This is a genomic window from Gammaproteobacteria bacterium, assembly GCA_036381015.1.
GTDB lineage: Bacteria > Pseudomonadota > Gammaproteobacteria > Steroidobacterales > Rariloculaceae > ZC4RG20.
On the sequence record DASVDR010000001.1, the window covers coordinates 37,607 to 63,751 of the forward strand.

21 protein-coding genes and 1 pseudogene are annotated in these 26,145 nt (G+C 68.3%); 11 read left to right on the top strand and 11 right to left on the bottom strand.

Annotation, left to right across the window (positions count from 1 at the left end):
• Positions 1-28: 28 nt before the first annotated feature.
• The 3 genes from VF329_00180 to VF329_00190 all read right to left on the bottom strand — a co-directional run bounded on the left by VF329_00180 (position 29) and on the right by VF329_00190 (position 2,833).
• The gene (locus tag VF329_00180) at positions 29-1,219 is read right to left on the bottom strand and encodes a phage tail sheath subtilisin-like domain-containing protein (GenBank protein HEX7079417.1); all 1,191 of its coding nucleotides are present in this window, start codon (positions 1,217-1,219) and stop codon (positions 29-31) included.
• A complete protein-coding gene (locus VF329_00185) occupies positions 1,212-1,991 on the bottom strand; it encodes a carboxypeptidase-like regulatory domain-containing protein (GenBank protein ID HEX7079418.1) in 780 nt (259 codons plus the stop codon). The genes VF329_00180 and VF329_00185 overlap by 8 nt, the downstream gene beginning before the upstream one ends.
• A 263-nt stretch (positions 1,992-2,254) precedes the next feature.
• The gene (locus VF329_00190; GenBank protein ID HEX7079419.1) at positions 2,255-2,833 is read right to left on the bottom strand and encodes a LysR family transcriptional regulator; all 579 of its coding nucleotides are present in this window, start codon (positions 2,831-2,833) and stop codon (positions 2,255-2,257) included.
• Positions 2,834-2,970: 137 nt separating this feature from the next.
• Between VF329_00190 and VF329_00195 the strand changes: the two genes are divergently transcribed.
• Positions 2,971-4,098, top strand: coding sequence for a Gfo/Idh/MocA family oxidoreductase (locus VF329_00195; GenBank protein ID HEX7079420.1), 1,128 nt, complete (start codon positions 2,971-2,973; stop codon positions 4,096-4,098).
• Between the two features lie 36 nt (positions 4,099-4,134).
• Here VF329_00195 and VF329_00200 read toward each other — a convergent pair whose 3' ends face one another.
• Entirely contained in the window at positions 4,135-4,383 is a 249-nt protein-coding gene (locus VF329_00200) for a hypothetical protein (protein ID HEX7079421.1), read from the bottom strand.
• 469 nt (positions 4,384-4,852) lie between these two features.
• Here VF329_00200 and VF329_00205 point away from each other — a divergent pair.
• Positions 4,853-5,518: pseudogene (locus VF329_00205) on the top strand (transcriptional regulator).
• A gap of 170 nt (positions 5,519-5,688) precedes the next feature.
• On the opposite strand, the gene VF329_00210 reads toward VF329_00205, so the two are convergent.
• Together VF329_00210 and panB are read right to left on the bottom strand one after the other, a co-directional pair.
• Positions 5,689-6,312: a DUF2799 domain-containing protein gene (locus tag VF329_00210; protein HEX7079422.1), complete on the bottom strand. Its 624-nt coding sequence runs from the start codon at positions 6,310-6,312 to the stop codon at positions 5,689-5,691.
• A 137-nt stretch (positions 6,313-6,449) separates the two neighbouring features.
• The gene (gene panB / locus VF329_00215; GenBank protein HEX7079423.1) at positions 6,450-7,262 is read right to left on the bottom strand and encodes a 3-methyl-2-oxobutanoate hydroxymethyltransferase; all 813 of its coding nucleotides are present in this window, start codon (positions 7,260-7,262) and stop codon (positions 6,450-6,452) included.
• A 178-nt stretch (positions 7,263-7,440) separates the two neighbouring features.
• Here panB and VF329_00220 point away from each other — a divergent pair, with 178 nt between their 5' ends.
• The 6 genes from VF329_00220 to VF329_00245 all read left to right on the top strand — a co-directional run bounded on the left by VF329_00220 (position 7,441) and on the right by VF329_00245 (position 18,120).
• Complete coding sequence (locus tag VF329_00220) at positions 7,441-9,921, top strand: DUF1592 domain-containing protein (GenBank protein ID HEX7079424.1); 2,481 nt, start codon at positions 7,441-7,443, stop codon at positions 9,919-9,921.
• A 14-nt stretch (positions 9,922-9,935) separates the two neighbouring features.
• Positions 9,936-11,285, top strand: a complete 1,350-nt coding sequence (locus VF329_00225; GenBank protein ID HEX7079425.1) for a DUF1552 domain-containing protein — start codon at positions 9,936-9,938, stop codon at positions 11,283-11,285.
• 66 nt (positions 11,286-11,351) lie between these two features.
• The gene (locus tag VF329_00230; GenBank protein HEX7079426.1) at positions 11,352-12,275 is read left to right on the top strand and encodes an MBL fold metallo-hydrolase; all 924 of its coding nucleotides are present in this window, start codon (positions 11,352-11,354) and stop codon (positions 12,273-12,275) included.
• Positions 12,275-13,807: an ankyrin repeat domain-containing protein gene (locus VF329_00235; protein ID HEX7079427.1), complete on the top strand. Its 1,533-nt coding sequence runs from the start codon at positions 12,275-12,277 to the stop codon at positions 13,805-13,807. The genes VF329_00230 and VF329_00235 overlap by 1 nt, the downstream gene beginning before the upstream one ends.
• Before the next feature lie 265 nt (positions 13,808-14,072).
• On the top strand, positions 14,073-16,673 hold the full coding sequence (locus VF329_00240) for an MMPL family transporter (GenBank protein HEX7079428.1): 2,601 nt from the start codon (positions 14,073-14,075) through the stop codon (positions 16,671-16,673).
• Positions 16,674-16,737: 64 nt separating this feature from the next.
• Entirely contained in the window at positions 16,738-18,120 is a 1,383-nt protein-coding gene (locus VF329_00245; GenBank protein ID HEX7079429.1) for a TIGR00366 family protein, read from the top strand.
• A gap of 39 nt (positions 18,121-18,159) precedes the next feature.
• Here the strand turns inward: VF329_00245 and VF329_00250 are convergent, their stop codons facing one another.
• The 3 genes from VF329_00250 to VF329_00260 are packed head-to-tail and all read right to left on the bottom strand — an operon-like array spanning position 18,160 to position 21,429.
• Positions 18,160-19,440 (bottom strand): SLC13 family permease, encoded by a 1,281-nt coding sequence (locus tag VF329_00250; protein HEX7079430.1) that lies wholly within the window; start codon positions 19,438-19,440, stop codon positions 18,160-18,162.
• Complete coding sequence (locus VF329_00255; GenBank protein HEX7079431.1) at positions 19,404-20,051, bottom strand: DedA family protein; 648 nt, start codon at positions 20,049-20,051, stop codon at positions 19,404-19,406. The genes VF329_00250 and VF329_00255 overlap by 37 nt, the downstream gene beginning before the upstream one ends.
• Positions 20,052-20,073: 22 nt before the next feature.
• On the bottom strand, positions 20,074-21,429 hold the full coding sequence (locus VF329_00260) for an MFS transporter (GenBank protein HEX7079432.1): 1,356 nt from the start codon (positions 21,427-21,429) through the stop codon (positions 20,074-20,076).
• 155 nt (positions 21,430-21,584) lie between these two features.
• Here VF329_00260 and VF329_00265 point away from each other — a divergent pair, with 155 nt between their 5' ends.
• Both VF329_00265 and VF329_00270 read left to right on the top strand, forming a co-directional pair.
• The gene (locus VF329_00265) at positions 21,585-21,779 is read left to right on the top strand and encodes a hypothetical protein (GenBank protein HEX7079433.1); all 195 of its coding nucleotides are present in this window, start codon (positions 21,585-21,587) and stop codon (positions 21,777-21,779) included.
• 327 nt (positions 21,780-22,106) lie between these two features.
• The gene (locus VF329_00270; protein HEX7079434.1) at positions 22,107-23,726 is read left to right on the top strand and encodes a BCCT family transporter; all 1,620 of its coding nucleotides are present in this window, start codon (positions 22,107-22,109) and stop codon (positions 23,724-23,726) included.
• A gap of 33 nt (positions 23,727-23,759) precedes the next feature.
• On the opposite strand, the gene VF329_00275 is transcribed toward VF329_00270, so the two are convergent.
• Together VF329_00275 and VF329_00280 are read right to left on the bottom strand one after the other, a co-directional pair.
• Positions 23,760-24,908: a 4Fe-4S binding protein gene (locus VF329_00275; GenBank protein HEX7079435.1), complete on the bottom strand. Its 1,149-nt coding sequence runs from the start codon at positions 24,906-24,908 to the stop codon at positions 23,760-23,762.
• Positions 24,905-25,429, bottom strand: coding sequence for an FMN-binding protein (locus VF329_00280; protein ID HEX7079436.1), 525 nt, complete (start codon positions 25,427-25,429; stop codon positions 24,905-24,907). Before VF329_00280 ends, VF329_00275 begins: the two co-directional genes overlap by 4 nt.
• 135 nt (positions 25,430-25,564) lie before the next feature.
• Between VF329_00280 and VF329_00285 the strand changes: the two genes are divergently transcribed.
• Positions 25,565-26,065 (top strand): hypothetical protein, encoded by a 501-nt coding sequence (locus VF329_00285; protein HEX7079437.1) that lies wholly within the window; start codon positions 25,565-25,567, stop codon positions 26,063-26,065.
• Positions 26,066-26,145 lie beyond the last annotated feature (80 nt).

Sequence of the window (26,145 nt, forward strand, 5' to 3'; positions counted from 1 at the left end):
TGTAGATCGCTCATGCACGAACGCGGCGTCATGCGGCTTCGAGGTACGCGCCCGACGGCGTCTGACCGATCTTGAAGATGACGAATTCCGCCGGCTTCACCGGGGCGACGCCGATGACCGTGATGACCTGTCCGGCATCGATCGTCTCTTGCGGGTTCGTCTCGCGGTCGCATTTGACGAAGAACGCCTCCTCGGGCGTCGCCCCCATGAGCGCGCCTTGCCGCCAGAGGATCGTCAGGAACGCCGAGACGTCGCGCTTGATCTTCGCCCACAGGAAGTAATCGTTCGGCTCGAACACGACCCAGCCCGTGCCGCGCTCGATGGAAAGGCGGATCAGCATCATGAGCCGCTTGACGTTCACGTAGCGGTTCTCGCTGGACGAGGCGGCCAAGGTGCGCGCGCCGTAGAGCTTGACGCCTTCGCGCGAGAAGAACCGCAGGCAGTTCACGCTGGCAGGATTCAGGACCGCCTGATCCGCTTTCGTGATCGGCTGCGTCACGTCGAGCGCGCCGCGCACGATCTCGTTGGCCGGCGCCTTGTGCACGCCGCGGCGGAAGTCGGTGCGCGCATAGATGCCGGCGACGTAGCCCGACGGGTAGGTTTCGATGATCTGATTCGGATCGAGCGCGTCCCGCGTCACGATGCCGCACGCGATCTGTGCGCCGCAGCCCTGCGGGGACTCGCGGGCGCGAAGCCCGCCTTTCGAGCCTTCAGCTTCCGCGTCCTCCGGCGGTTTCGCGCTCACGCGTGCGACCTGCGTCAACCGGTTGATGTCGGGCACGTGGAGCGGGGAATCCAGGATCGCAAACCGGTCGCCCGTTTTCTCCGCCGAGGTCAGCAACGCGTCATAGGATTTCGCGTCCGTCTTGCCCGGCGCGGCGATGATGGCGACGTCGTCGAGCTTCTCGAGCACGTCGAGACCCTTGCCGTTGCCGGTGATCGCGTCGTCCTGCCCCGTATTGACGATGTAGCAACGCGCGCCGCCGTTCAGGAAAAATCCGAGCACGGCCTGTGCCAATGGCGTCGACTTGTCCTTTTCGCCGACGTACAGCGAGCGGAACTGCGTCCAATTCGTCACGGCCACGGCCTCGTTCACGCGCGCATCGATCTTCGGCGCTTGGCCGACGAAGCCGGCCGTGCTGGTCCCGACGGCCTCGATGGGGCGGGCGCCGCTTTCGACCTCCTCGACGTAGACGCCGGGACTCAGGTATTCAGCCATGCTCCGTCTCCTCTGGTATCACAACGAGAACTTCCGCCTGCTTCTCGGCATCGACCGAGACATCCACGGATCTGTCGCGGGCTCGCACGGTCAGCGACAGCGTCCCCTTCGCGGGCGCGCCCGAGATCGTGAAGCGCCCGGCGGCATCCGAGAGCACGCGCTTGTCGAGCGAGCGCGCGTCGATCTCGGCGCGCATGACGGGGACGCCCGCCCGCGTGACGACCCTTCCGGTAATGCGTCCGAGCGGCCGCATGCGCACCTCGAGAGGATGGGTGACGATGCCGGGCGCCGAGGCCCGCTCTCTGCGTACGAGCCGCGCGGTCAAAGCGAGCGTGGCCGGACCGCCGTCGAGCGCGGGCAGGATCGCCCTTGCCCCCTGCCTCGGCGGCGACGCGATGTCGAAGTCGGCGCTCTCGTGAGCGGCAAAATAAATTGCGCTGTAGATTCGCTGGCTCGCGAAGGCGTCCGCAGCGGTCACTCTGAGCAGATACGTCAGCAGAAACGTCTCGTCTCTGTTGAGCGACGCCCGATCGGGCTTCTCGGCCGTGATGGCTTGGAAGCACACCTCGATGCGCGGCCGCGCGGCGGCGGCGTCGGGAGCCTCCGTTCCGGAAGCGGGAGCGGCCGCTTGCGCGGGGGCGGTCGTGAAGTGCGAAACGAAGGCGAGGTCGAACGCCTCCGAGCCGTGTGCGGTCGAGATCGTATGCCTGAGCCACGCATCCAACCGGCGACTGAAGTCGTCGATATGGGCCTCGACACCAGGGACGGGCATCCTTTCTCCTCGAACCGCTCTCGGCGCCGCGAGCACGCACGAGGGCGATCCAATGGATCGAGACAACGATTTCGTCGCTATGCCGCAACTCTTTAGTTGTTCTGCGAAAAAACCTGCTAAGGGTTGCGGCGCGCGGATAGTTTCGTCCGGGACGAACGGGCAGGTCAAGTTTGACGTGCTATCGAACGTGCGAGCAGCGCCGGACGCGCAGAACCGTCGTGCGCTCATACGCACGATCCGCTGCCGGCCGAGTGCCGGAGCCGTTACCGGCTCGAGAGATCGGGTTGCTCGGATACGACAGCGACCACGAAATCCATCACCCCACGGGCAATGAATTGCCATCTTTCGGGCGCGCTCAGATAGATGTAGGACCGATGAGCGTAGAGGCCGAAGTGCATGTTCCCGATCTTCCGCGCAACGTTCCCTTTTTCGACCGGCTTCACGAGGCGCACTGCGACGTCGGCTTCGCGACGGCTCAGTGAGATCTGCTGGCCTTGTGCCGAAAGGGAAAGCCGGATGTCCGGATAATCTTTCCGGAAGCGTGCCACGTGCTCGGCAAACAGATGGGTGACCAGCACCGGCGGAGCGCTGAGCGTAACCCGACCCGAGAGTGGAGCGTGTGCCGACCTGGCGAGCCGGCTGATGTCGTGCGCCGCGGATTCCATTTCCATCGCGCGCTCGAGCACATTCCTTCCGATTGCCGTGAGGCGGCATGCTCGCGGCAGCCGATCGACCAGCCGAACGTCGAGAGCCGCCTCGAGCGCGGCAAGTCGCCGACTCACGGTCGCGTGATCGACTTTGAGCTTGCGCGCGGCGCCGGAGAGCGTGCCGCTCTGCGCCACCGCGAGGAAATGGCGGATGTCTTCCCAATTCACGATCTGTGCGAAATCTCAGACACCGTCCGCGAATTTGGGGATTTTCGCATGGATCGGACGGGCGTATTTTGCAGACTTCGTGAGAAGAACGAGCACGGAACGCCATGCCGAAACACCGCCTTGGGGTTGGAATCGTCGGCGTCGAGCCGGGCAGAAGTTGGGCTGCACGAACCCACATTCCCGCCCTGCGAGCATTGTCCGATACCTTCGAGCTCGTTGGTGTAGCCAACAGAAGCAAAGCGAGCGCTGCAGCGGCGGCCGCCGCAACCGGATTACCTCGGGCGTTCGCCAGCGTCGCCGAGCTGGTGACGGCGCCGGAGGTCGACATCGTCACGGTCGCCGTAAAGGTGCCGCCTCACCTGGAGATCGTGAAGGCTGCAATCGCTGCAGGAAAGCACGTCTATTGCGAATGGCCGCTCGGCAAGAATTTGGCGGAGGCCGAGGAAATGGCCGCGCTCGCTGGCGCCAGTGGCGTGATCGGCGTGGTAGGCACGCAGGCGCGTGTCGCGCCGGAAATCGAATATCTGAGACATCTGATCGCGGACGGCTTTGTAGGGGATATCTTATCCACCACGCTGGTTGGGCGAGGCGGCGCTTTGCAGGGAGGCGGCAGCATCCCCGACAGGAAAACCTGGGCCTACCTGCTCGACCGATCCAACGGCGCCACGTTGCTGACTATCCCGGTGGGCCACACGCTGGCCGCTCTGCGGGATGTGTTCGGCGAGCTCGCAGAAGTTTCTGCCGTGTTGGCCGTGCGACGTCCGGTGGCGCTGGTAGCCGATACGGGGGAAGAGCTCCCCGTAACAGCCCCCGATCAAGTGCTCGTCAGCGGCGTATTCGCTTCCGGCGTTCCCATCTCGATCCATTATCGGGGCGGCGCGGCGAGAGACGGCGATGGCCTCTACTGGGAGATAAGTGGCACCGAGGGCGACATCCGGATCTCGGGCTCGTCCGGGCACACGCAGATGGTTCGACTCTCCGTCGAAGGCGCGCGCGGCGACGAGAAGGCATTCGAGCCGCTCGAGGTCCCTCTGTCGTATCGTGCCGGTTGGCCTGAAGACGTAGAGTCGGGGAACGTCGCCCGCGTCTACGCCAGGATGGCCCGTGATCTGCGGGAGGGCGCTCGCTCGGCCCCAAGTTTCGAAGACGCGGTGGCGGTTCATCGGATCATCGCGGCAATCGAGCGCGCGGCTGAATCAGGGAGGCGTATTGCGCTCACCGAGCTCAAGTAGGGTGGTCACCGGCACACTGGCTTCGGCTCAGGCCGCTCATAAGGCCGGGCACTGGCACCACTGCGCGGAGAGCCGGCCCGAGCCGAAACTGCACACCAAGTACTGCCCTTCCAAGCAGAAGACCTGATCGCGCACGGCGGGATCGAGCCAGACTCCGCGACTCGATTCCAGGTAAATCGCATCCGGCCGCAGTTGCGGCGCCGGCGGGTCCACTATCGTGCACCCGACGAAGGGAATCAAAGCCGCCGCCAAAATCGCACTGCCGTGAGTGTTGATGGCTCGCATCGACGTTCTCCGGTTCATTGCGTGATCGAGCTCGGTGTCGTGTCGATGTCGTACGACAGGCATCCGAGACGCCGACAAGTCGTCGTCCAGTCCGTTGGATGCCGCCGATCCTCGATCGGCTGACAGGGAAGCGCGGGCGGCTGCGCGCAGTATCGATTACCGGCGGGCGGCGGGTGAGGTTACATGGAGTGCCGCGAGCGCGGCGCCGACGATCTCGGCTTCGTCGACGGCGCGCTAGCCGAGGCGAGACGCGGTGGCGCCCGCGTCAGCCGGATACAGAAGCCGACGTTGTCCCCCGGGTTTCGGGGACGATATCGGGCGCGGCCGATCGGCCGCTCGCCGGCAGCGCCGGCGGCGGCCGTCGAATCATGACCGTCACGACGCGGCCGGAGTCATCCCGGCTCGCGCCCGCCGCATGCCGATGAGCTGAACCTCCGCAATGGCTGCGACTGCGATCGCCTGAGCGACGACGGGCCGATCGACGCCGAGCCGGGAAATGCTGCTGCGCCTCGCCAAGCGGCTCGAGGTGCCGCTCCGCCAGCGCAACACGCTGCTCGTCGCCGCGGGCTATGCGCCGCGTTTCCCGGAACGTCGCCTAAACGACGAAGAGCTCGCGGCTGCATACCGTGTCGTGCAGCTCGTCCTGAAGGGACACGAGCCGTTCCCCGCGCTTGCGATCGACCGGCATTGGCATCTCGTCGCGCAAAACGATGCGGTTGCGCCGCTCCTATCCGGCATCGACCCCGCGCTCCTCGCGCCGCCGCTGAACGTGCTGAAGCTGAGCCTGCATCCGGAGGGGCTTGCGCCGAGAATCGCGAATCTCGCGGAGTGGCGCGAGCACTTGTTCGATCGGCTGCGCAAGCAAATCGAAGCGACGGCGGATCCGGCGCTCGCTGCACTGCTCGACGAGCTCGAGACTTACCCGGCGCCGCACGAATCGGCTCACGTCAGCACGATTTCGCAGTACGCGGGCATTGCGGTGCCGCTCAGGCTCGTCGTCGACGACGTCGAGCTCGCGTTCTACAGCACCACGACGGTTTTCGGCACGCCGCTCGACGTCACGCTGTCCGAGCTCGCGATCGAGGCGTTCTTTCCTGCGGACGAGCGTACTGCAGCAGCGCTCCGTGGAGGGTGATGTCGCGCGCGTTGGCCGCACGGCGGCCGACGACAGCCGCGCCTCAGCCTTTCCCCGCTTTCGGCTCGTAGATCTGGATCAGGTTGCCGCAGGTATCGGAGAACACCGCGATCGTGACATGCCTGTGACCAAAGGACGGTCGAGGAAGGCGGCCCCCCCGGCCGCGAACGTCAGAATCCGGAGGCGAGCGTTTGCCGGTACGCGTCGAGCTCGGCGGCCGCGACGGCGCGCTCCTCCCGCAGCGCGTCGTTCTCGGCCGATAGCTCGCCGTGGCGCTTGCCGAGCTCGGCTGCCTCGGCCACCAGCCGGACGCGCTCCTCCGTCGACGTCTCGCTGCTCGCGATGGACGCCGCGATCTCGGTCAGCTCCTGCTTGATGCGTTCCTGCTCGCGCGCGTTGCTCGCGATCAGGCCGTCGATGCGGCTCACGCTCGACTCGAGCTCGTAGAGCCGGCGGCCCGATTGATATGCGGCGAGGAATTCCGGCTCGAGATCCGCCGGGCACACGCCGCGGTACAGGCCCCCGCTGCGACCGACGTCGAACCCGCGGCCGGGCCGGCAGTAGACCTCGAGGCCTTCGGAATGACCGGCGCGGTAGCTCTCGAGATCGGGCGAGACGCCGTGTTTCGCGCACGCCTCGCGATAGCGGCCGATCGTGCCGACGGGCCGGCCGGCTGCGCCGTCCTCGAAGCCCACCGTCCTCCAATCGGATACCAGGCAGGCCTGCTCGCTCATCGCGGCACAGCCGGAGAGGACGAGCGCGGCCGCGATGCAAGGCGCCGTGCGAAACATCATCGTTGCATCCGAAATGACGACGCGGGGAGTATCGGCGACGGACCGGCGCGGCCACAGGATCGCGGTCACACTCCGTGATGCGCGGGGCTCCGGAAGCTCTCGGCCCGAGGGCCGCCCGCGCCGGGGCGACGAGCGAATCAGTAGCTTTCGTCGTCCGACGGAAACGAGCCGCTTCTGACGTCGTCGCCGTACCGGCGGAACGCGTCTTCCATCGTCGCGGCGAGCTCCGCGTAGCGCCGCACGAAGCGCGGTCGAAACTTCGTGAAGAGACCGAGCATGTCGGGCGTCACGAGAATCTGACCGTCGCAGAACGGCCCGGCGCCGATGCCGATGACCGGCACGTCGACGCTCGTCGTGACCTCCTTCGCGAGCGCGGCCGGCACCTTTTCGAGCACGAGCGCAAAGACCCCGGCCTCTTCGAGCGCCTTCGCGTCGCGCAGAATGCGTCGGGCTTCGGCATCCGCGACGCCGCGTGCCTTGTAGCTGCCGAACTGGTGAATCGATTGCGGCGTCAGGCCGAGGTGACCCATGACCGGGATGCCCGCATCGACGATCCGCTTGACCGTCGGGCAGACGGGCTCCCCGCCCTCGAGCTTCACGGCTTCGGCCAGCGCTTCCTTCACGAAGCGGCCCGCGTTGCGCAGGGCGTCCTCTTCGCTGACCTGGTAGGACATGAACGGGAGATCCCCGACGACGAGCGCGCGATTCACGCCGCGCGTTACGACCTGCGTGTGGTAGAGCATCTGCTCCATGGTCATCGGGATCGTCGTGTCGTGGCCGGCGAACGCATTGCCGGCGCTGTCCCCGACGAGGATGAGATCGATTCCCGCGCGATCGAGAATGGCGGCGGTGAGATTGTCGTAGGCCGTGAGACAGGCGATCTTCTCGCCGCTCGCCTTCATTTCCCGCAGGCGCTGCGTCGTGACCTTGCGGCCGGCCGTGGACGTCATCCGTCGTCTCCGTCGTTCGATGCGCGCATTATGCCCTCTATCGGGCAGCCGGCCCCACCTCGTCGCAGACCGCCTGCGTGCGCCTCTTTTTCGCGAGCCCGACTCGGGACCGGCGGGGGATCGGGGTCCGCGACGCGGCTGCTGGACTGGCCCTGACCCGACATCTATCCTTGAGCCGATGAAACGTTCTCGGCTCTTCCTCGGCAGCGTTCTCGCCGCCGGCGGTGCCGTCCTCGCCGCCGGCATCGTCGTATACCGAGCCGGTTTCATCGGTCGATCCGCAGAGCGGCAATGGGCGATGCTCGACCGTTACTGCACGGACTGCCACAACCCGGTAGACCGGGCGGGCGAGGTCGTCTTCGAGGGTCTCACGCCGGCATCGGTCCCCGCGCATGCCGCGACGTTCGAGGCGGCGGTGCGCAAGCTCCGCGGGCGCCTGATGCCGCCGCCGGGCGCCCCGCAGCCCGAGCAGGAGCAGCTCGACGCGTTCGTGGCGTTCCTCGAGGACACGATCGACGCGACCGCGCCGGCGCAAACGGCCGGGCACGTGCCGATCCAGCGATTGAACCGGACGCAATTCGCGATCACCGTGCGCGATCTGCTCGGCGTCGAGGTCGACGCGGAGGAGATTCTGCCGGCCGAGATCGAGGTGGACGGCTTCACGAACGTCGCTGCGGCCCTGAGCGTCTCGCCGACGTTCCTCGAGCAGTACCTCACTGCCGCGCGCACGATCGCCCGCCTCGCCGTCGGAACGCCGGAGCCGAAGGTCCAGAGCGAGGCTTACCCGCCGCCGGCCGGCGATCAGGACGACTACGTCGACGGCATGCCGCTCGGCACGCGCGGCGGCACGCGGTTCGAGCACTATTTCCCCGCGGACGGGGAATACCGGATCACGGTCACCGATCTCGATGTCGGGCTCTACCCGCGGTCGCTCGAGACCGAGCAAACGCTCGTCGTCCTGATCGATCGCGACGAGGTGTTCCGGGCGAAGCTCGGCGGCGCCGAGGATCTCGCGTTCGTCGATCGCGGCGGCGCGCCGGCCCGGGCCGAGATCATGAAGCGCTTCGCCGACATTCCGGTGCACGTGAAAGCGGGGAGGCACGAGGTCGTGGTCACCTTCATCGAGCGCTCGCGCGCGGCCACCGACACGCGCATTCGCGGATTCGTGCCTTACGGCGGCTTCAACTACGTCGGCGAGATGCGGGTTCCGCGCGTGATCGGCCCGATCGAGGTGGCGGGCCCGTTCGGTCCGACCGAGCTTTCGCGCACGGAGAGCCGCGACAAGATTTTCATCTGCGAGCCGGAGGTGCCGGCCCGGGAGCGCGCGTGCGCCGAGCGCATCGCCGCCCGTCTCGCGCGGCGCGCCTTCCGGCGGCCGGTCACGCAGGACGACCTCGCGTGGCTCATGCCCTTCTACGAGGCCGGCCGCGCGGACGGCGGCAGCTTCGACGCCGGCGTCGAGCAGCTCGTCACCGCCGTGCTCGCGAGCCCGGATTTCCTGTATCGGGCGATCACGCCGCCGGAGAACGCGGCCGACGCCGAAGTCTTCGCGCTCGACGATCTCGAGCTCGCGTCGCGCCTTTCGTTCTTCCTGTGGAGCAGCGGGCCGGACGACGAGCTGCTCGAGCTCGCCGAGGCCGGCAAGCTCCGGGAGCCGGCGACGCTCGAAGCGCAGGTCGAGCGGATGCTGGCCGATCCCCGCGCGGAGAACCTCGTCACGGACTTCGCGCTCCGCTGGCTCGATCTCGACGACCTCGATGCGGTCGAACCGGACGCCCGGCTGTTCCCCGAGTGGAGCGACGAGCTGCGCGCGGACTTCGCGACGGAGATCCGGCTCTTCCTCGCGAGCATTCTGCTCGAGGACCGCGACGTGCGCGATCTGCTCACGGCCGATCATACGTTCCTGAACGAGCGGCTGGCCGAGCACTACGGCATCGAGGGCGTGCACGGCGCGCAGTTCCGCCGCGTCACGCTCGAGGACGAGGCCCGCAAGGGGCTGCTCGGCAAGGGCGCCGTGCTGCTGCGCACGTCCTACGGCGACCGCACGTCGCCGGTGCTCCGCGGCGCCTGGGTGCTCGAGAAGATCATGGGCACGCCGCCCGCGCCCCCGCCGCCGAACGTCGAGACCGATCTCTCGACGCCGAAGGGCGAGCGCCCGAAGACGATCCGCGCGCGCCTCGAGGCGCATCGCCAGAGCGCGACGTGCAATGGGTGTCACGGCGTGATCGACCCTTACGGCCTCGCGCTCGAGAACTTCACCGTCACCGGGCGGTGGCGCGACTTCGACACGGAGGCGCAGGCGCCGATCGACGCGAGCACCGTTCTCCCGGGCGGCGTCTCCGTGACCGGGCCCGTGGAGCTTCGCGAGGCGCTGCTCCGGCGGGAGGACCAGTTCGTGCAGGCGCTGACGCGGCGCCTGATGCAGTACGCGCTCGGCAGGAAGCTCGAGTATTACGACATGCCGCAGGTGCGCGCCGTCGTGCGCGAGGCCGCCGAAAAGGACTACCGCTTCCCGGCGATCGTCGCCGGCATCGTGAAGAGCGACGCGTTCAGGATGCAGGCGATGCCTCCGCGGGACGACACCGATCCGGCGCGCGTCGCGGCTGCCGCAACTGCCGCGACCGGCGTCGCGACGTCGGCGGCTGCAACGCCCGATTGAGCAGGAGTCAGGTCATGTTTCTCACGAGGAAGCACCTTTCCCGCCGAACGGTTCTCAAAGGGACGGGCGTCGCGGTCGGGCTGCCGCTGCTCGACGCGATGATCCCCGCCGCCACGGCGCTCGCCGACACCGCCGCCGCGCCGCAGCTTCGCGTCGGCTTCTTCTATATTCCGCACGGCGCGATCATGTGGAACACCGCGCACGGCCCGGAGATGGACCAGTGGACGCCGAGCGGGGCCGGCGAGAGCTTCCGCTTGAGCCCGATCCTCGAGCCGCTCGAGCCGTTCAAGCGTTACGTCGCGTCGTTCTCGAACCTCGAGAACAAGGCGGCGCGGAATTCCGTGCACACGCTCGTGCCGGCGACGTGGCTGAGCGCTGTGCGGCCCGACACGGACGCAAGCGGCGCGAGCATGGCCGCGACGATCGACCAGATCATCGCGGGCCGAATCGGGCAGGAGACGCCGCTGCCGTCGCTCGAGGTCGCCTCCGAGAACACCATTCAAGCGGCCGCATGCTCGGTCGGCAGGGGAGGCTGCTACTACAGCTCCACGCTGTCGTTCCGTACGCCGACGTCGCCGCTGCCGATGGAGTTCAACCCGCGCAAGGTCTTCGTGCGGCTGTTCGGCGAAGGCGATACGCCGGAAGAGCGCGAGGCCGTCGCGCGGCAGACCAAGAGCCTCCTCGACCTGATCGCCGACCGGACGAAGGCGCTCGAGCGCAAGCTCGGCGCCGGCGACCGCGTGATTCTCGGCCGCTACCTCGATACCGTGCGCGAGATCGAGCGGCGCATCGAGATGGCCGAGCGGCGCGACCTTTCGGGGATCGAGGTGCCGGAAGCGCCGATCGGCGAGCTCGACTCGTTCGACGAGCAGGTCAAGCTGATGTTCGATCTGATCGCGCTCGCCTTTCAGGCGAACCTCACGCGTGTTGCGTCCTACATCATGGTGGCGGAAGGCACGAACCGCACGTACAACCACATCGGCGTGCCGGACGCGTTCCACCCGCTGTCGCACCACGCGAACGATCTCGAGCGGCTCCGCAAGCTCGTGCGCATTCAGCGCTATCACGTCGAGCGCTTCACGGAGTTTCTCGCGAAGCTCGACTCCATCCCGGACGGCCAAGGCACGCTGCTCGACCATTCGATGCTGCTCTACGGGTCGAACATGAGCAACAGCGACCGGCACAACAACTATCCGCTGCCGACCCTCCTCGTCGGGGGCGGCTGCGGAACGTTGCAAGGCGGCAGGCACATAGAGCTGCCCGAGCACACGACACTCGCGAATCTGCACCTCACGGTGCTGAACAAGGTCGGCTTCGAGCTCGCGAGCTTCGCCGACAGCACCGGCGAGATCGCCGGAGTCTGAGATGCCGTCGAGAACGCGGGCGCCCGCGCATCGGGCGCGGAAGATCGAGCGATCGCGTTCGGCGTGATGAACCGCAGGTCGCTGCTGAAGAGCGGATTGACGGCGCTCGCTGGGGCCGCGCTACGCTGCCCGCCGCGCGCGGCCTTCGCCGCGGAAGCGCTCTCGGTCACCCCCGTCGCCGACGGTATCGTCGTGATCGCCGGCGCCGGGGGCAACGTCGTCGCGAAGGCGACTGCGCAGGGGCACGTGCTCGTCGACAGCGGCGCCGAGGCCGCCGGGAACGCGCTGCTCGCCGCGCTCGGCGGGCTTCCGGGCGGCGAGCGCGTCGGCACGCTGTTCAACACGCACTGGCATCGCGAGCAGGTCGGGTCGAACGCGGCTTTGGGACGGGCCGGCGCGACGATCGTCGCGCACGAGAAGACCCGGCAGCGCCTCGCCGTCGGCTACTACGTGCCGGCCGAGGATCGCTACGAGAAGCCGTTGCCCCCGGAAGCGCTCCCCACGGAGACCTTTTACACGCGCGGCGAGACGGTCGCCGGCGGCGAGCGGATCGAGCACGGCTATCTGCTCGAGGCGCACACGGATGGCGACATCTACGTGTTCTTCCGCGACGCGAACGTCATGGCGGTCGGCGGCGCCGTGTCGCCCGTTCGGGACCCCGAGCTCGACTGGTTCGGCGGCGGTTGGATCGGCGGGCGCGTCGATGCGCTCGCGATGCTGCTCGAGATCAGCGATGCCGAAACCCGGTTCGTTCCGAGCTACGGTCCGGTGATCGGCCGCGCCGAGGTGCAGGCCGAGCACGATCTGATGCTCACGCTGTTCGAGCGCACGGTCGAGCTGCTGCGGAAGGGCTACAGCGCCGAGGACATGCTCGCGGCCGGCGTGATGGACGGGCTCGGCCGGCAATTCGACGATCCGCTCGCGTTTCTGGACGCGGCTCACAGGAGCCTATGGGCACATCACAACACGCTTTCGCACGACATCGTCTGATGCCGCGCGCAATCCCGGCTTTCGCGTCGGTCGTCGTCGCTTGGGCCGCGGTCTCCACCGCGGCCGCGGACGAGAGCCTCGCGGATCTGATTCAGGCGGGCGACCGCGAAGCCGCGCTCGAGATGATCCGCGCGGGCGCCGATGTCAACGCCGCCCAGGGCGACGGCACGACGCCGCTCCACTGGGCCGTCTACCGGATCGATCCCGAGCTCGTGTCCGTGCTCCTCGAGCGCGGCGCGAAGGCGGATGCCGTGAACCTTTACGGCTCGAGCCCGCTCGCCGAAGCCGTGAAGGTCGGCCATGCGGGTCTCGTCGAGACGCTGCTCGAGGCTGGCGCCGACGTCGAGTCGCCGAACCAGGACGGGCAGACGGCGCTGATGCTCGCCGCCCGCGCGGGCGCGCTCGAGGCCGCGAGGATCTTGATCGAGCACGGCGCGGACGTGAACGCGCGTGAAGCATGGCGCGGCCAGACGGCGCTGATGTGGGCGGCCGATGCCCGCCAGCCGGAGATCACGCGGCTTCTGATCGAGCACGGCGCGGACGTGCACGTGCGCGCGCTCGCGAACGACTGGGCCACGCAGGTCACGTCCGAGCCGCGCGCGCAGTATCGGCCGACCGGCGGTCTCACGGCGCTGCTCTACGCCGCCCGCTCCGGATGCACGGCCTGCGTCGACGCGATCCTCGACGCCGGGGCCGACATCGATCGGCCCAACCCGGACGGCGTGACGCCGCTGATGATCGCGATCGACAACTTCGCGTTCGAGACGGCGAAGCGCCTGCTCGAGCGCGGTGCGAACCCGCACTACTCGGACTGGTGGGGGCGGACGGCGCTCTACATCGCCACGGACATCAGCTCGTTCAACTCCCGCGGCCCCACGCCGCCGCCCGAGGAGCGCGGCGAGGTCGACGCGATCGACGTGATCCGGATGCTGCTCGAGGCGGGCGTCGATCCGAACCCGCAGCTGAACATGCATCGGCCGAGCCGCGGCGGAAACATCGGACGCTTCGTGGACGACCTTTTGACGACGGGCGCCACGCCGCTGCTCCGGGCCGCGATCGGGCACGACGTCGAGGCCGTGCGGGCGCTGCTCGAGCACGGAGCGCTCGTCGATCTGCCGAACGTGATGGGCGTGACGCCGCTGATGGCCGCCGCCGGCATGGGGGTCTCGGGCCGCGACCGCAGCGCCGACTACGGCGGCGACGTCGAGAGCCGCGCGATCGCGACGCTCGAGCTCTTGCTCGCGGCCGGCGCGGACGTCAACGCGCGCGTCACGGACATCACGAGCCGGACGGCGCGTATCGCGCGCCCGAGCACGATGACCGAGCGCGAGGGGCAGACGGCGCTCTACGGCGCCGTGAAGTTCGGGTGGGCACGCGTCGTGCAGTACCTGATCGACCACGGGGCCGAGGTCGATATCGTCGACGCGCTCGGCGTTTCGCCGGTCGACGCCGCGCTCGGCAGGATCGGCGGCCGCGACAACACGGTGTCGGAGGAAGTCGCAGCGATCCTCCGCAACGCCGGCGGGGAGTGAACGTCCCGTTCGGCCGCCCGCCGCCCCGGGCGGCGGGAACGGCGATCTCGGCCTCGACGGAACCGCGCACGGGCTGCTATAAACGCCCGTCGTTCCCGCGTCCGACGAAGAGGCCTCGAATTTGCGCTCACTTTCAGCCGACATCGCCCGAGGCGGCGCCAGCGCGAACGCTCCGCCGCGCGCTTCCGCGCGGAGGCTCGGACGTCGGGGCTTGCGCCCTCGGGCCGTACGCTGCCGCGGGTAGGCCGACGCGAGTCCCTCGGCGATGGGCCCGATAGAAGGCGCATTGGCGTTCTGTGCACGCCTCGTCCTCCGTTTCCGCGGCACGGTGATCGTCGTCGGCATCGTCGCCGCCGCGGCGAGCGCTTATTACGCCGCGACCCGCCTCGGCATCAACACCGATACGGCCAACATGATCTCGGCCGAGCTGCCGTGGCGCCGAAATTTCATCGATTACCGCGCGAGCTTTCCGTCGCGGGACCGAAACATCGTCGTCGTCATCGACGGGCCGTCGACCGAGGCGGTCGACGCGTTCTCGTCCGCGCTCGTCGAGCGGCTTCGCCGCCGCCCGGACCTTTACCGCTCGGTCTTCGCCGCCCGCTCGGACGAGTTCTTCGAGCGCAACGGGCTGTTGTACTCGTCGGTGGAGGAGCTCGAGGACCTCGGGGACCGTCTCGCGGCCGCGCAACCGCTGATCGGTCTCCTGCGGCCCGGGCTCGACGGCGCCGCCGTCGTGAACGTCGTCGACAGGACGTTGACCGCTGCGGACGGCGAAGGGGGCGACCCGCTCGCGAATGCGCTTTACGGCGAGCTCACGGGCGCCGTCACCGCCGTGCTCGACGGAGGCCGCGATCCGATCGACTGGCGGCGACTGATCGCCGGCGGTGCGGCCGCGGAGGGCACGCGGCGCACGATCCTGCTCCAGCCCGTGCTCGACTTCGACAGCGTGCGTCCGGCCGCCGCGCCGATGGAGCACCTTCGCGCGGCGATCGATGCGCTCGCCACCGGCGAGCTCCGCGGCGTCACCGCCCGCCTGACCGGCGCCGTCGCGATGGAGCACGAGGAGATGCTGAGCGTCCGGCAGGGCGCGAACGTCGCCGGCGTCGTCTCCTTCGTCCTGGTCGTGTTTCTGCTCTACGCGACGCTCCGGTCGTGGAAGCTGCTCGCGATCTCCGCCACCACGCTCGTCGCCGGGCTGACCGGCGCGGCCGCGTTCGCGGCCGCCGCCGTCGGGCATCTGAACCTGCTCTCGGCGGCCTTCGCCGTCATGTACATCGGGCTCGGAACGGACTTCATCATCCACGTTTGCCTGCGCGTGAAGGAGCTCCTCGCCGAGGGCGTCGCGCTGGACGACGCGATCGTCCGTACCGTCGGCGGCATCGGATCGTCGCTCGTGATCGCCGCCGTGACGACGGCCGCCGGCTTCTACGCCTTCATCCCGACGGCCTTCGACGGCGTATCCGAGCTCGGCATCATCTCCGGCACGGGAATGTTCATCAGCCTGTTCGCGAGCCTTACCCTGTTGCCGGCCTTGCTCGGCCGCTTCCTGACGCCGGCCGACTGCCGGCCGCGCCCCGCCTGGATCGGCACCCTCGGCTTCAAGAGGTTGACGGCACGGCCGCCGATCGTGCTCGGCGTCACGGCAGTGATGCTCCTGACGACGTTGACGGCATTGCCGTTCACCGAGTTCGACAGCAATCCGCTCCACATGCGCGACCCGGAGTCGGAATCCGTGCGCGCGCTCGAGGAGCTCGCCGCGGACAGCGAAGCCGCGCTTTTCAACATGGTGGCGATTGCGCCGGACCACGACACGGCGCTCGAGTGGGCGGCGGCGCTGCGCGGCCTGGACACCGTGCGCCGGGTGAGCACGGTCGATACGCTCGTGCCGGAGCAGCAGGCGGAGAAGGCGCTCGTGCTCGAGGACATCGCGCTGCTGATGGGACCGGGGTTCGCCGACTTGAAGCGCACACCGGCCGATCCCGAGCGGCTCCATGACGCTTTCCGCGCGCTTCACGACGATCTCGAGGGCGCGACCGGCCGCGGCGCGGCCGCAGGCGAGCTGCGGAAGGCCGTCGACGCGCTGCTCGCGGCGCTCGGCACGCACGACGAGCCGGAGCGGACGCGCACGCTCGTCGCCCTCGACGAAGCCGTCGTCGGCGACCTGCCGCGCGAGCTCGAGCGCCTCGCGAAGGGTCTCGGCGCCCAACCGTTCGACCGCGACGCGCTGCCGCCGGCGCTCCTCGAGCGATGGGTCAGCGCCGACGGACGCGAGCTGATCGAGATTGCGCCGCGCGAGGACGTGAGCGACAACGGCGAGGCCGCCCGTTTCGCCGACTCCGTGCGAAGCATCGTGCCCAGCGCCACCGGCCTGCCGGTCGTTTATCGCGAAGCGTCGCGCACGGTCGTGCATGCCTTTCAGCTCGCGCTCGTCTACGCGCTGGTCATGGTGACGATCCTGCTGTGGGTTTTTCTGCGGCGGGGGAAGGACGTGCTGCTCGTCATCGTGCCCATTCTGCTCGCGACGGCCGCGACGCTGGCCGTCACGGTGCTGCTCGGCGTTCCGTTGAATTTCGCGAGCATCATCGGGCTGCCGCTCCTCGTCGGCATCGGCGTCGACAACGGCATTCACATCGTGCACCGAATGCGCACGCATCCGACGGCCGACGGCGAGCCGTTCGGCACGAGCACGTCGCTCGCCGTGCTCGCGAGCAATCTCACGACCGTCGTCAGCTTCGGCACGCTCGGGCTGTCGGCGCACCGCGGCATGGCGAGCTTGGGGCAGCTGCTGACGTTGGGCATCGTGATGACTCTCGCGGCCAGCATGGTCTTGCTGCCGGCATTGCTGAAGCTTCGGCCCTTTCGGTGACCGGCGGCGTTTTCGAGGAATGCGGTGGTCGACCGCCGCGCCGCCTCTGCTAATATTCGCGCCCATGTCCAATCACCACACGCCGCGGGACGGGACCTCCGTGCTCGCTTCGGTCGGGCTGCGTCTCTCCGACTGGTTCGAAAAATGGTTTCCCGACGCGTTCGCGCTCGCGCTCGCGGCCGTCGCCATCGTGTTCGTCGCGAGCCTCGCGGCGGGCCACTCCGTTCTCGACACGGCGGAGCGGTTCGGCACCGGCTTCTGGGATCTCGTCGCGTTCACGATGCAGATGTCGATGATCATCGTCACCGGCTACGCGGTGGCGACGGCGCCGGCGGTCTACCGCGTGATCCGGCGCATCGCGGCGCTGCCGCAGACGGGCCCGGGCGCCGCCGCGTACGTGGGCGTCTTCTCGATGCTGGCCTCGCTCGTATCGTGGAGCTTCAGCCTGATCTTCAGCGCACTGCTTGCGCGCGAGGTCGCGCATCGCGTCAAGGGCGCCGATTACCGGGCGATCGGCGCGGCGGCATATCTCGGCGTCGGCAGCGTCTGGGCGCTCGGGCTCTCCTCGTCGGCCGCGCTGATCATGGCGACGCCCGACTCGCTTCCGGATGCGATCGAGAACATCAGCGGCGTGATCCCGTTGAGCCAGACCCTAGGCCTCTGGCAGAGCCTGATGGTCGCGGGGGTATTGATCGCCGTATCCGCGGCGATCGCGTTCTACTCGTCGCCGCCCGAGTCACGGGCCCGCGGCATGGCGGACATGGGCGTGGAGTACGCGGAAGCGGATACCGGTATCGGCAGGCACGAGAAGCCGGGCGAGTGGCTCGAGCACAGCCCGCTGCTCACGATCGTCGTCTGCACGCTCGGCCTCGGCTACTTGATCCGCGAAGTGATCGCCGGCGGCTTGGGCGTGCTGCTCCAGCTCAACCATTACGTGTTCCTGTTCCTGATCGTGGGGCTGCTGCTGCATTGGCGGCCGAAGTCGTTCGTCAACGCGATTGCGGCGTCGGTGACGCCCGTGGGCGGCGTGCTCATTCAGTATCCGATGTACGCCGGCATCGTGCGGATGCTCACGGATTCGGGACTCGCGACTCAGATGTCCGATTTCTTCGTCTCGATCTCCACGCACCACACGTTTCCGGTCATGGTCGGCATCTACTCGGCGTTCCTCGGGCTCTTCATTCCGTCGGCCGGCGGCAAATGGCTGATCGAGGCGCCGTATCTCCTCGAGGCCGGCAAGTCGCTCGACATGCATCTCGGCTGGGTCGTTCAGACGTACAACGCCACCGAGGCGCTCGCGAATCTGATCCACCCGTTCTGGATGCTGCCGTTGGTCGGGATTCTCGGGCTGAAGGCGCGCGACATCGTCGGCTACTCGATGCTGCAGTTCATCGTGCACGTCCCGCTCGTGCTGCTGCTCGTCTGGGCACTGAATTACACGCTCTAAAAAAGATGTCTGGGAAAAAAGGTGTCAGAACGCCTTTTTTCAGATACCGGAGAACATCAGCCAGCAGAGCGTCGCGCCGACGACGGTCATCGAAAGCCCCCAGGCGAGGAGCTGGTTGAAGAGGCGCCGGCTGGCGTCCCCGGCCGGCACCGACGCCACGCACAAGGCGCCGATCGTCGAGAGCGGGGACACGTCGACGAGGTGCCCCGCCACGTTCATCGTGGACGCGAGCGCGAGCGGGTCGCCGCCGCCGAGGTTCTCGACTAGCCCCGGCACGGTCGGCAGGAACGCCGGCAGGATCACGGCCGACGTGCTCGAGTACGCCGAGATCAGCCCGATCGTGACACCGATGAACGGAATGATCGTCGCCGGCGTCGCAGCGGTGGACAGGAGCTTCGCGAAGAGATCCATCCCGCCGGTCTGCTCCAGCAGCCCGATCAGCAGCGTCACCCCGCAGACCATCAGGATCGTGCTCCACGGCATGCCCTTGACCGCGGCTTGCTCGTCCGCGGCGCGCAGCAGCGTGAGGATCACGGCTCCCGAGAACGCCGCCATGCCGATGTCGACGCCGACGAAGATGACGCCGACGATCAAGAGGCCGATGATCGCGAGCGTGAGCCGCTGATGGAGATCGAGCGCCGCGGTCTTCCCGTCCGTCGCGAGCGCGACGCGGTCCGTGCGCGCGAGCAGCTTCCACCCGCCGAACAGAAAATACGCGCCGAATGCGACGATCGCGTGCGCGCCGAGATTGTAGAGCCAGGTGTTCACCTCGAAGCCGGGCAGCCCGATGCGCTCCATGAGGCCCGTGACGATGATGCCCGAAGGGGCGAGCGGCGACAGCGAGCCGGCGTTACAGCCGTTGCCGACCATGACGGCCATCAGAAAAGGCGGGATCCCGGCCCGGAGCGCGGTCGCCATCGCCATCGGGGCGAGCAACCCGGTCGTCGCGATGTTGCCCGGCCCGGCGGACGCGACGGCCGCGCCGAGCGCGAAATACATGATCGGCACGAGCCCGACGCGGCCGCGACAGAGGCGCGTGGCGTTGTGCGCGACGATGTCGAGCGTCCCGTTGACGTGCGCCTGGCTGAACAGCAGCGTGACGCCCGCGAGCGTGAGGAACAGGCCGACGGGGAACCCGTCGGTCACGTCTCGGACGGAAAGACCGGCGCCGTAGACGCCGATGACCCAGGCGAGCGCGATCGCGATCAGGCCGACGTTGAGCCGCGTGGTGCAGCTCAATACGATCGCGATCGCCAAAGCGGCGAGCGTGACGACCGCGAGGCTCATGCGGCCGGGTGCCTGCCGTTGCGCGCCCGCCATGCCTCGTACGTGACGGGCAGGAGCGAGATCACGATGACGGCGAGAATCACGAAGCCGAAATGCTCCTTCACGATCGGCTGATTGCCGAAAAAGTAACCGAGCAGCAGGAACCCTCCCGCCCACGCGCACCCGCCGCCGACGTTGAAGGCCAGGAAGCGCGGGTAGCGCATCGCGCCGACCCCCGCCACGAACGGCGCGAAAGTGCGCACGATCGGCACGAAGCGGGCGAGCACGATCGTCTTTCCGCCGTGGCGTTCGTAGAAACGCTGCGTGCGCAGCAGGTGCTCGCGGTTCAGCAGCCGGCGGTGCTCCGTGAACACTCGCGGCCCCAAGGCGCGGCCGATCGCGTAATTCACGCTGTCGCCGAGGATCGCCGCGGCGGTCAGAAGCAGAAGGAGCACGCCGATATCGACCGCTCCGGCGGCCGCGAGCGCGCCGGCCGCGAACAGCAGGGAGTCCCCGGGAAGGAAAGGCGTGGCGACGACGCCGGTTTCGAGGAAGATGATCGCGAACAGCAGCGCATAGATCCACGCGCCGTACGTCGTCGCGACGTCGACGAGGTGCTCGTCCAGATGGAGGAAGAGATCGAGCAGCGTGGAGACGATTTCCATGCGACGTTCGACTGTCCGCCGGCTACGCCGTTTCCTCGCGCAGCGGCATCGCGGCGCTCGGCGACCTCAGCAGGAAATGAAGCGCGAGCATCACGAGCGTCGAGACCACGGCCGGCAGCGCGAACACGAGAAACAGCTGCCGGGTAGACCAGTCGAGATCGAGAAGCTGGCCGCCGATGAAGGGGCCGATGATCGCGCCGATCCGGCCGATTCCGAGCCCCCAGCCGATTCCCGTGGAGCGCATATACGTCGGATAGTACGTGGCCGCCAAGGCGTTCAGCCCGGGCTGGCCGCCGATCACCGACCACCCCGCGAGGAACACGATGATCGTGAGCAGCGGCACGATCGCGAGGACGAAATCGGTGCCGATCAGCGCGATCGCGACGGACGCCGTGGCGAACGTCAGCGTCAGCATCGGCGTGAACCCCTTCTTCGCGATCAGCCACGCGAGACCGAACGTGCCGATCGTGCCGCCGGTCTGCATTGCCCCGCCGATCAGCGCGGACGTCGACGAGGAGAGCCCGTTTTGGCTCAGGATCGTCGGCAGCAGGCCGGCGAGGAAATAGAGGTTCAGCAGGTTCGTGAAGTTGACGAGCCAGTAGAGCAGCGTGACCGGCGCGCGCCCTTCCGTGAGCAGATGCTTGACCGGCACGCCGCCTTTGCTCTGCTCGGCGGCCACGTACTCGACGCCGGGGCCGACCGGCGCGTTCCGGTCCACGCGCGCGAGCCATCGTGCGACCTTGTCGAGCTTGCGGCGCACGACGAGAAACTGCAGCGACTCCGGAAGCCAGAAGATCATCAGGATGCCGACGACCAGCGGGATGATGCCGCCGAAGTAGAAGACCGACCGCCAGCCGAACAGCGGCATGAGCCAGGCCGCGACGAAGCCGCCGAGAGCGGCGCCGGCCGTGAACCCGACGGTAATCGTCATGATCAGCGTCACGCGCACGCGCTTCGGGCTGTATTCGCCGATCAGCGCCGTCGCATTCGGAATGATCGAGCCCATGCCGACGCCGCCGATGAAGCGCAGCCACAGGAGCTCGGTCGCGGAGCCGGCGTTCGCCGTCAGAATCGTGATGATCGCATAGAAGAACGTGCCGATGATCAGCACCGGCCGGCGGCCGATCTTGTCGGCCAGCATCGTGAACAGCAGCGACCCGATCAGCACGCCGACGTTCGCGGCGGCGAGAATCGTGCCGAGCTGGGCGCCCGACATTCCGAGCTCCGGGATGGCCTCAGGCGCGACGTAGCCCATCGCCTGCACGTCGAAGCCGTCCATGATCAACGACATCGCGCAGAGCGCGAACAGCATGATCTGAAAGCGACCGACCCTGCTGTCGTCGATCAGATCGGACACATTGACTCTAGTTGCCGCCATGCAGGCCCCCCCGGGTTCGCGGTCGAAGACGTTCCGAGCAGACGCGATGGTAACAGGCTTTGGGGCGCCCACGGTCCGCGCCGTTGCCGTCCCTCCCGGGCTTCGCTACTCTTGCCCGACCCCGCCGAAGCAGGCGGTCCGAGAAAAAGAAGGCCGTGCCGCGGTCGCTCCGCCACAAGATCAACGCCTTGATCTGCGTGCTGATCGCCGCGCACGCCGTGTATTGGTTCGCGACGGGCCGAATGGAAACGGCGACCTCGCTGCGCACCGGCCTGGTCGTCGCGCAGGCGGTCGTCGGCGCGATCGGCGCGATCTGGTTCTGGCGCCGCGCCCGCGCCGCTCGGGACTGACGGCGAGCGCCGGCTATACCGGCTCGGCAACACCCCGGGAACGCCGCCGTGCGCGGCTTTCGGCGCTCAAGGGTTGCCTCGAGCGCCGGAATCGTTCAGGGTTCGGCCTCGGCAAATCGAGACGACCCGCGAGCGGGCCCGTAAAGGGATTCGCTCGTCCAACGGAGACCGGGAGGGATTCCGGCGCCGCCACGGCCGGCGCCGATCGTGATGCGGGAGCCCAATTCGACAGCTCCGCCGGTGCGCGGGGGCGCTCCGGCGCGCCGACGGGGGCCGGCGCTTCTTCGTCACGCCTCGGAACGCACGGACCTCGTCGTCTTCGCCGCCGTGGCCGCGATCATGTTCACGCTCGTCGCCTGGGGCGGCTTCGCCACGGACTCTCTCGCCGCCGTCACGGCGCGCGCGCTCGAGTGGCTGATCGTGAACCTCGGCTGGTTCTTCGTGCTCTCGGCCACGGGCTTCGTCGCCTTCGCGCTGTATCTCGCGTTCAGCCGCTTCGGCCGAATCCCGCTCGGCCGCGACGACGAGGAGCCCGAGTTCCGCACCGTGTCGTGGATCGCGATGATGTTCAGCGCGGGCATGGGCATCGGGCTGATGTTCTTCGGCGTCAGCGAGCCGCTGTCGCACTTCGTCAGCCCGCCGCCCGGCACGGTGCCGCTCGCCGCCGACGGCACCGTCGCCGCGGGCGCCGAAGCCCAAGCGATCCGCACGGCAATGGCGACTACGCTGTTTCACTGGACGCTGCATCCGTGGGCGATCTACGCGGTCGCGGGTCTCGCGATCGCGTACAGCGCGTTCCGCAAAGGCCGCAGCCAGCTCATCAGCTCGGTATTCGCGCCGCTTCTCGGAAGCCGCGCGCATGGCCCCGCCGGCAAGCTGATCGACATCCTCGCGCTCTTCGCCACCCTCTTCGGCTCGGCGGCCTCGCTCGGGATCGGCACGCTGCAGATCAGGACCGGCCTGATCGAGGCGGGGTGGATCGAAGGCGCGGGCGCGGGCGTGCTCGTGCTGATCATCGTCGCGCTCACGATCTGCTTCATCGCGTCCGCCGTTTCCGGGGTGGCGAAAGGTATCCAGTACCTGTCGAACATCAACATGGTCCTCGCCGTGCTGCTCGCCGTGTTCGTGTTCGTCGTCGGGCCCACCGTGTTCATGCTGAACCTCGTGCCGACGTCGATCGGCAGCTACCTGAGCGACTTCGGCTTGATGGCGTCCCGCTCCGGGGCGACCGGCGGCGCCGCGATGAGCGCCTGGCTGCAAAGCTGGACCGTCTTCTACTGGGCCTGGTGGATCTCCTGGACGCCGTTCGTCGGAATGTTCATTGCGCGCATCAGCCGCGGACGCACGATTCGCCAGTTCATCGGCGGCGTCCTGCTCGTGCCGAGCGTGATCAGCGTGCTGTGGTTCTCGATCTTCGGCGGCGCCGCGATCGGTCTCGCCCGCGCCGGCGCGCCCGTGGTCGAAGGCGGCGCGGAGGCGCAGACGTTCAACGTGCTCGCCGAGCTGCCGCTCACGGGCATCACGTCCGCGATCGTGATCGTGCTGGTCGCGATCTTCTTCGTCTCGGGCGCGGACGCCGCGTCGGTCGTGATGGGCACGCTGTCCCAGCGCGGCTCCCTGTCGCCGTCCCGCTGGGTCGTGGTCTTCTGGGGCGCGGCGACGGGCGCGGTGGCCGCGATCATGCTCGCGATCGGCGGCAACGCCGCGCTCACCGGCATCCAGAACCTCACGTTCATCGCGGCGTTGCCGTTCACGGTCGTCATGGTCGCGATGTGCTACGCGCTGATGAAGGATCTCCTGCGCGATCCGATCGTCTTGCGGGAGAACAAGGCCACGGAGCTGCTCGACGCCGCCGTCGCCCAGGGCATCGAGGAGCACGACGGCGAGTTTCAGCTCGAGATCTCGCAGGCGGGCGGGACGAGCGCCGGATCGAGGACGCTACGCTGACGACAGGGCAGAGCCCCGCCAACCACGGGAGCATCAATCTCGGCGTGCTGTTCCAGCTCGACTACGAGGGCGCCGAATAGCCGCGCGCTCGGCCGCAGCTCGCGCTCGGCGTTTGGCTTCGAGCAGCCAGTGCGGGCAGCGGGCACGATCCGCATAAAGCCGCTCGCAATCGTCGCAGCGCACGCACTCGGTGACGACGATCCGCCGATTGCGGATCGCGCCCCACTCGCAGGTCTTCTCGCAGAGCCTGCACTGGCCGCACTCCGGCCAGCGCTTGATGCGGAAGACGGTCAGCATCGACAGCAGGCCGAGGGCGGCGCCGACCGGGCAGAGAAAGCGGCAGTAGAGGTTGCGTACGAAGACGCTCGCGACGAGCAGCGCGCCGAGGGCGACCCAGAGCGCCGTCGACGCCTGGAAGGTGAACATCCAGAACGGCTCGATGTAGCGATAAAAGCCGATCTCGCGCGTCGCGAGGTAATAGGCGACGGCGCCGAGCAGAATCGCGTACTTGATGAAGCCGGCGCGCCGCTCGAGCGTCTCTGGAATGCGCAGCTGCCACCGCTTCGGCACGACCGCGTCGATCAGCTGCGTCAGCGCGCCGAACGCGCAGATCCGCCCGCAGTAGAGCCGGCCCCACAGCACGGTCGTGACGACGGCGAACGCCGCGAACGCGTACCACGCCAGGCTGTAAGAGAAGATCGGCAGGTTGCCGGTGACGGCGCCGAAGACGTTGACGATCGACAGCAGCTGGCTCTTGTAGACCCCCATGTACAGCACCGCGGCGACCAGCGTCAGGTACTTGAGCGCGACGCTGCGGCGCCAAAAGCCGATCATCGCGAGCGCGGCGAATGCCGCGAACAGCCCGAGGTCGACGGCCTGAGCGGCGGCGATCTCGAGAAACGCCGGCTCGACCTCGTCGACGTCCTCGAAGCTCCAGAGCTCGTCCCCGGCCGGCGCCTGCGATCCGCCGGCGAGGTCGTCCGCGGCCGGGGCCTGCGCGGGCGGCTCCGGCGCCTCATCGCCCGGCTGGGCGCGCGTGACGCCGAGCGCGAGCGCCGCGACGAGCAGCGCCCGCGCGAGAAGCGCCGCGCCCCGCCATGCGCTGCGGAGGCCGTCCGGAGGGCGGCGGCGCGGCCGCGCGTTCGGTCGTGCTGCGCGGGCCGGCTGCGGAATCGCCGTCACGGCTTCGGCGGCGTGAGATAAGCGCGAGCGATGCGGCGCGAGCTGTTGCGCACCGCGCGGCTCGCGCTCGTGACGGTGATCGTGGCGCGCGTGATCGCGTCGATGTCCTCGCCGACCCGGAAACGGTCGCGGACGCTCTTGCCCGCGAATTGCTCGGCGAATTCCGGCAGGTCGACCGAGAAGTAGCCGTAAGGCTCGCGATGATCGGTGACCACGATGCCTCTCAGAACGCCGTTCGTATCGATGCCGACGAGCATCTTGATCGGCCCGTCGTAGCCGCGCTCGAGCGGCTCGAGCTCGGTGGTCCAGTAGGCGAGACCGAGCAGCTGCGGCGACTTGCCGGGCTCGGCCGGTCCGAACGCCTTGTAGTGCGGCGGGCTGCCTTCCTTCTTCGAGAAGCTCGCAGCGTCGGGAAAAAGCTTCGCGAGATGCGCGTGCACTTCCGGCTCGTCGACCGACTGGCTGCGGACGGCCGCCGACGCGACGAGACAGCAAGCGACGGCGAGCAGGACGATTCGCAACGTGATTCTCCTTCCCCCCGATCCGATTATCCGAACCGCCGGCTTCCGCGGTCAATTTGCCGGCGGAATGGCCAAGGGCGTCTCGGCATGCTAAGACTGGCACCGGCGATCGGCGGCCCGCCGGCGGCTCCGATCATGTCCACGACTATCGCACGGAACGAAATGAAGAAGATCATTCCTTTCGCGCTCGCTTCCTTTACGGTGCCGCTCCTCGGCGGCTCGGACGTCGCGACGGCCCAGTCCGGTCTCGAGGATCGCCTGGCGGCGGCGACGCGGGTCGATTGCCGCTTCACGGCGCTCGCCACGGGCCGATGGGATGGGGCCGAGGCCACAGCGACGCTCGGCGACGCTGATCTCGAAACGTCGTTCTTCGACATCGACGTCAATGAAGGCACGGCGGAGGCCGACAGCGCGCTAGGCGCGATGTTCATCGTCGTCCGCTACTCTCACGGCTACTTGCACTTCCTCGAGATGAGCGACGCCGGCCCGCTTCACGTCACGACCGTTCTCGCGCAGGAGACGGTCGACGGCCGCATGAAGGCCGTGCACACCCGCCACGAGTACTCGCCGATCGAGCTGCCGGGGTTCACGTCGCGCCCCGAGATGTACGTGGGCGATTGCGCGGTCGAGGGTTGACGGCGCGCGGCCGATAGGGCGACTCGGCGCGAATCGATCTTGGAGAACGAAAGGCGGCGGCCGGCCGTGCCCGGACCGCC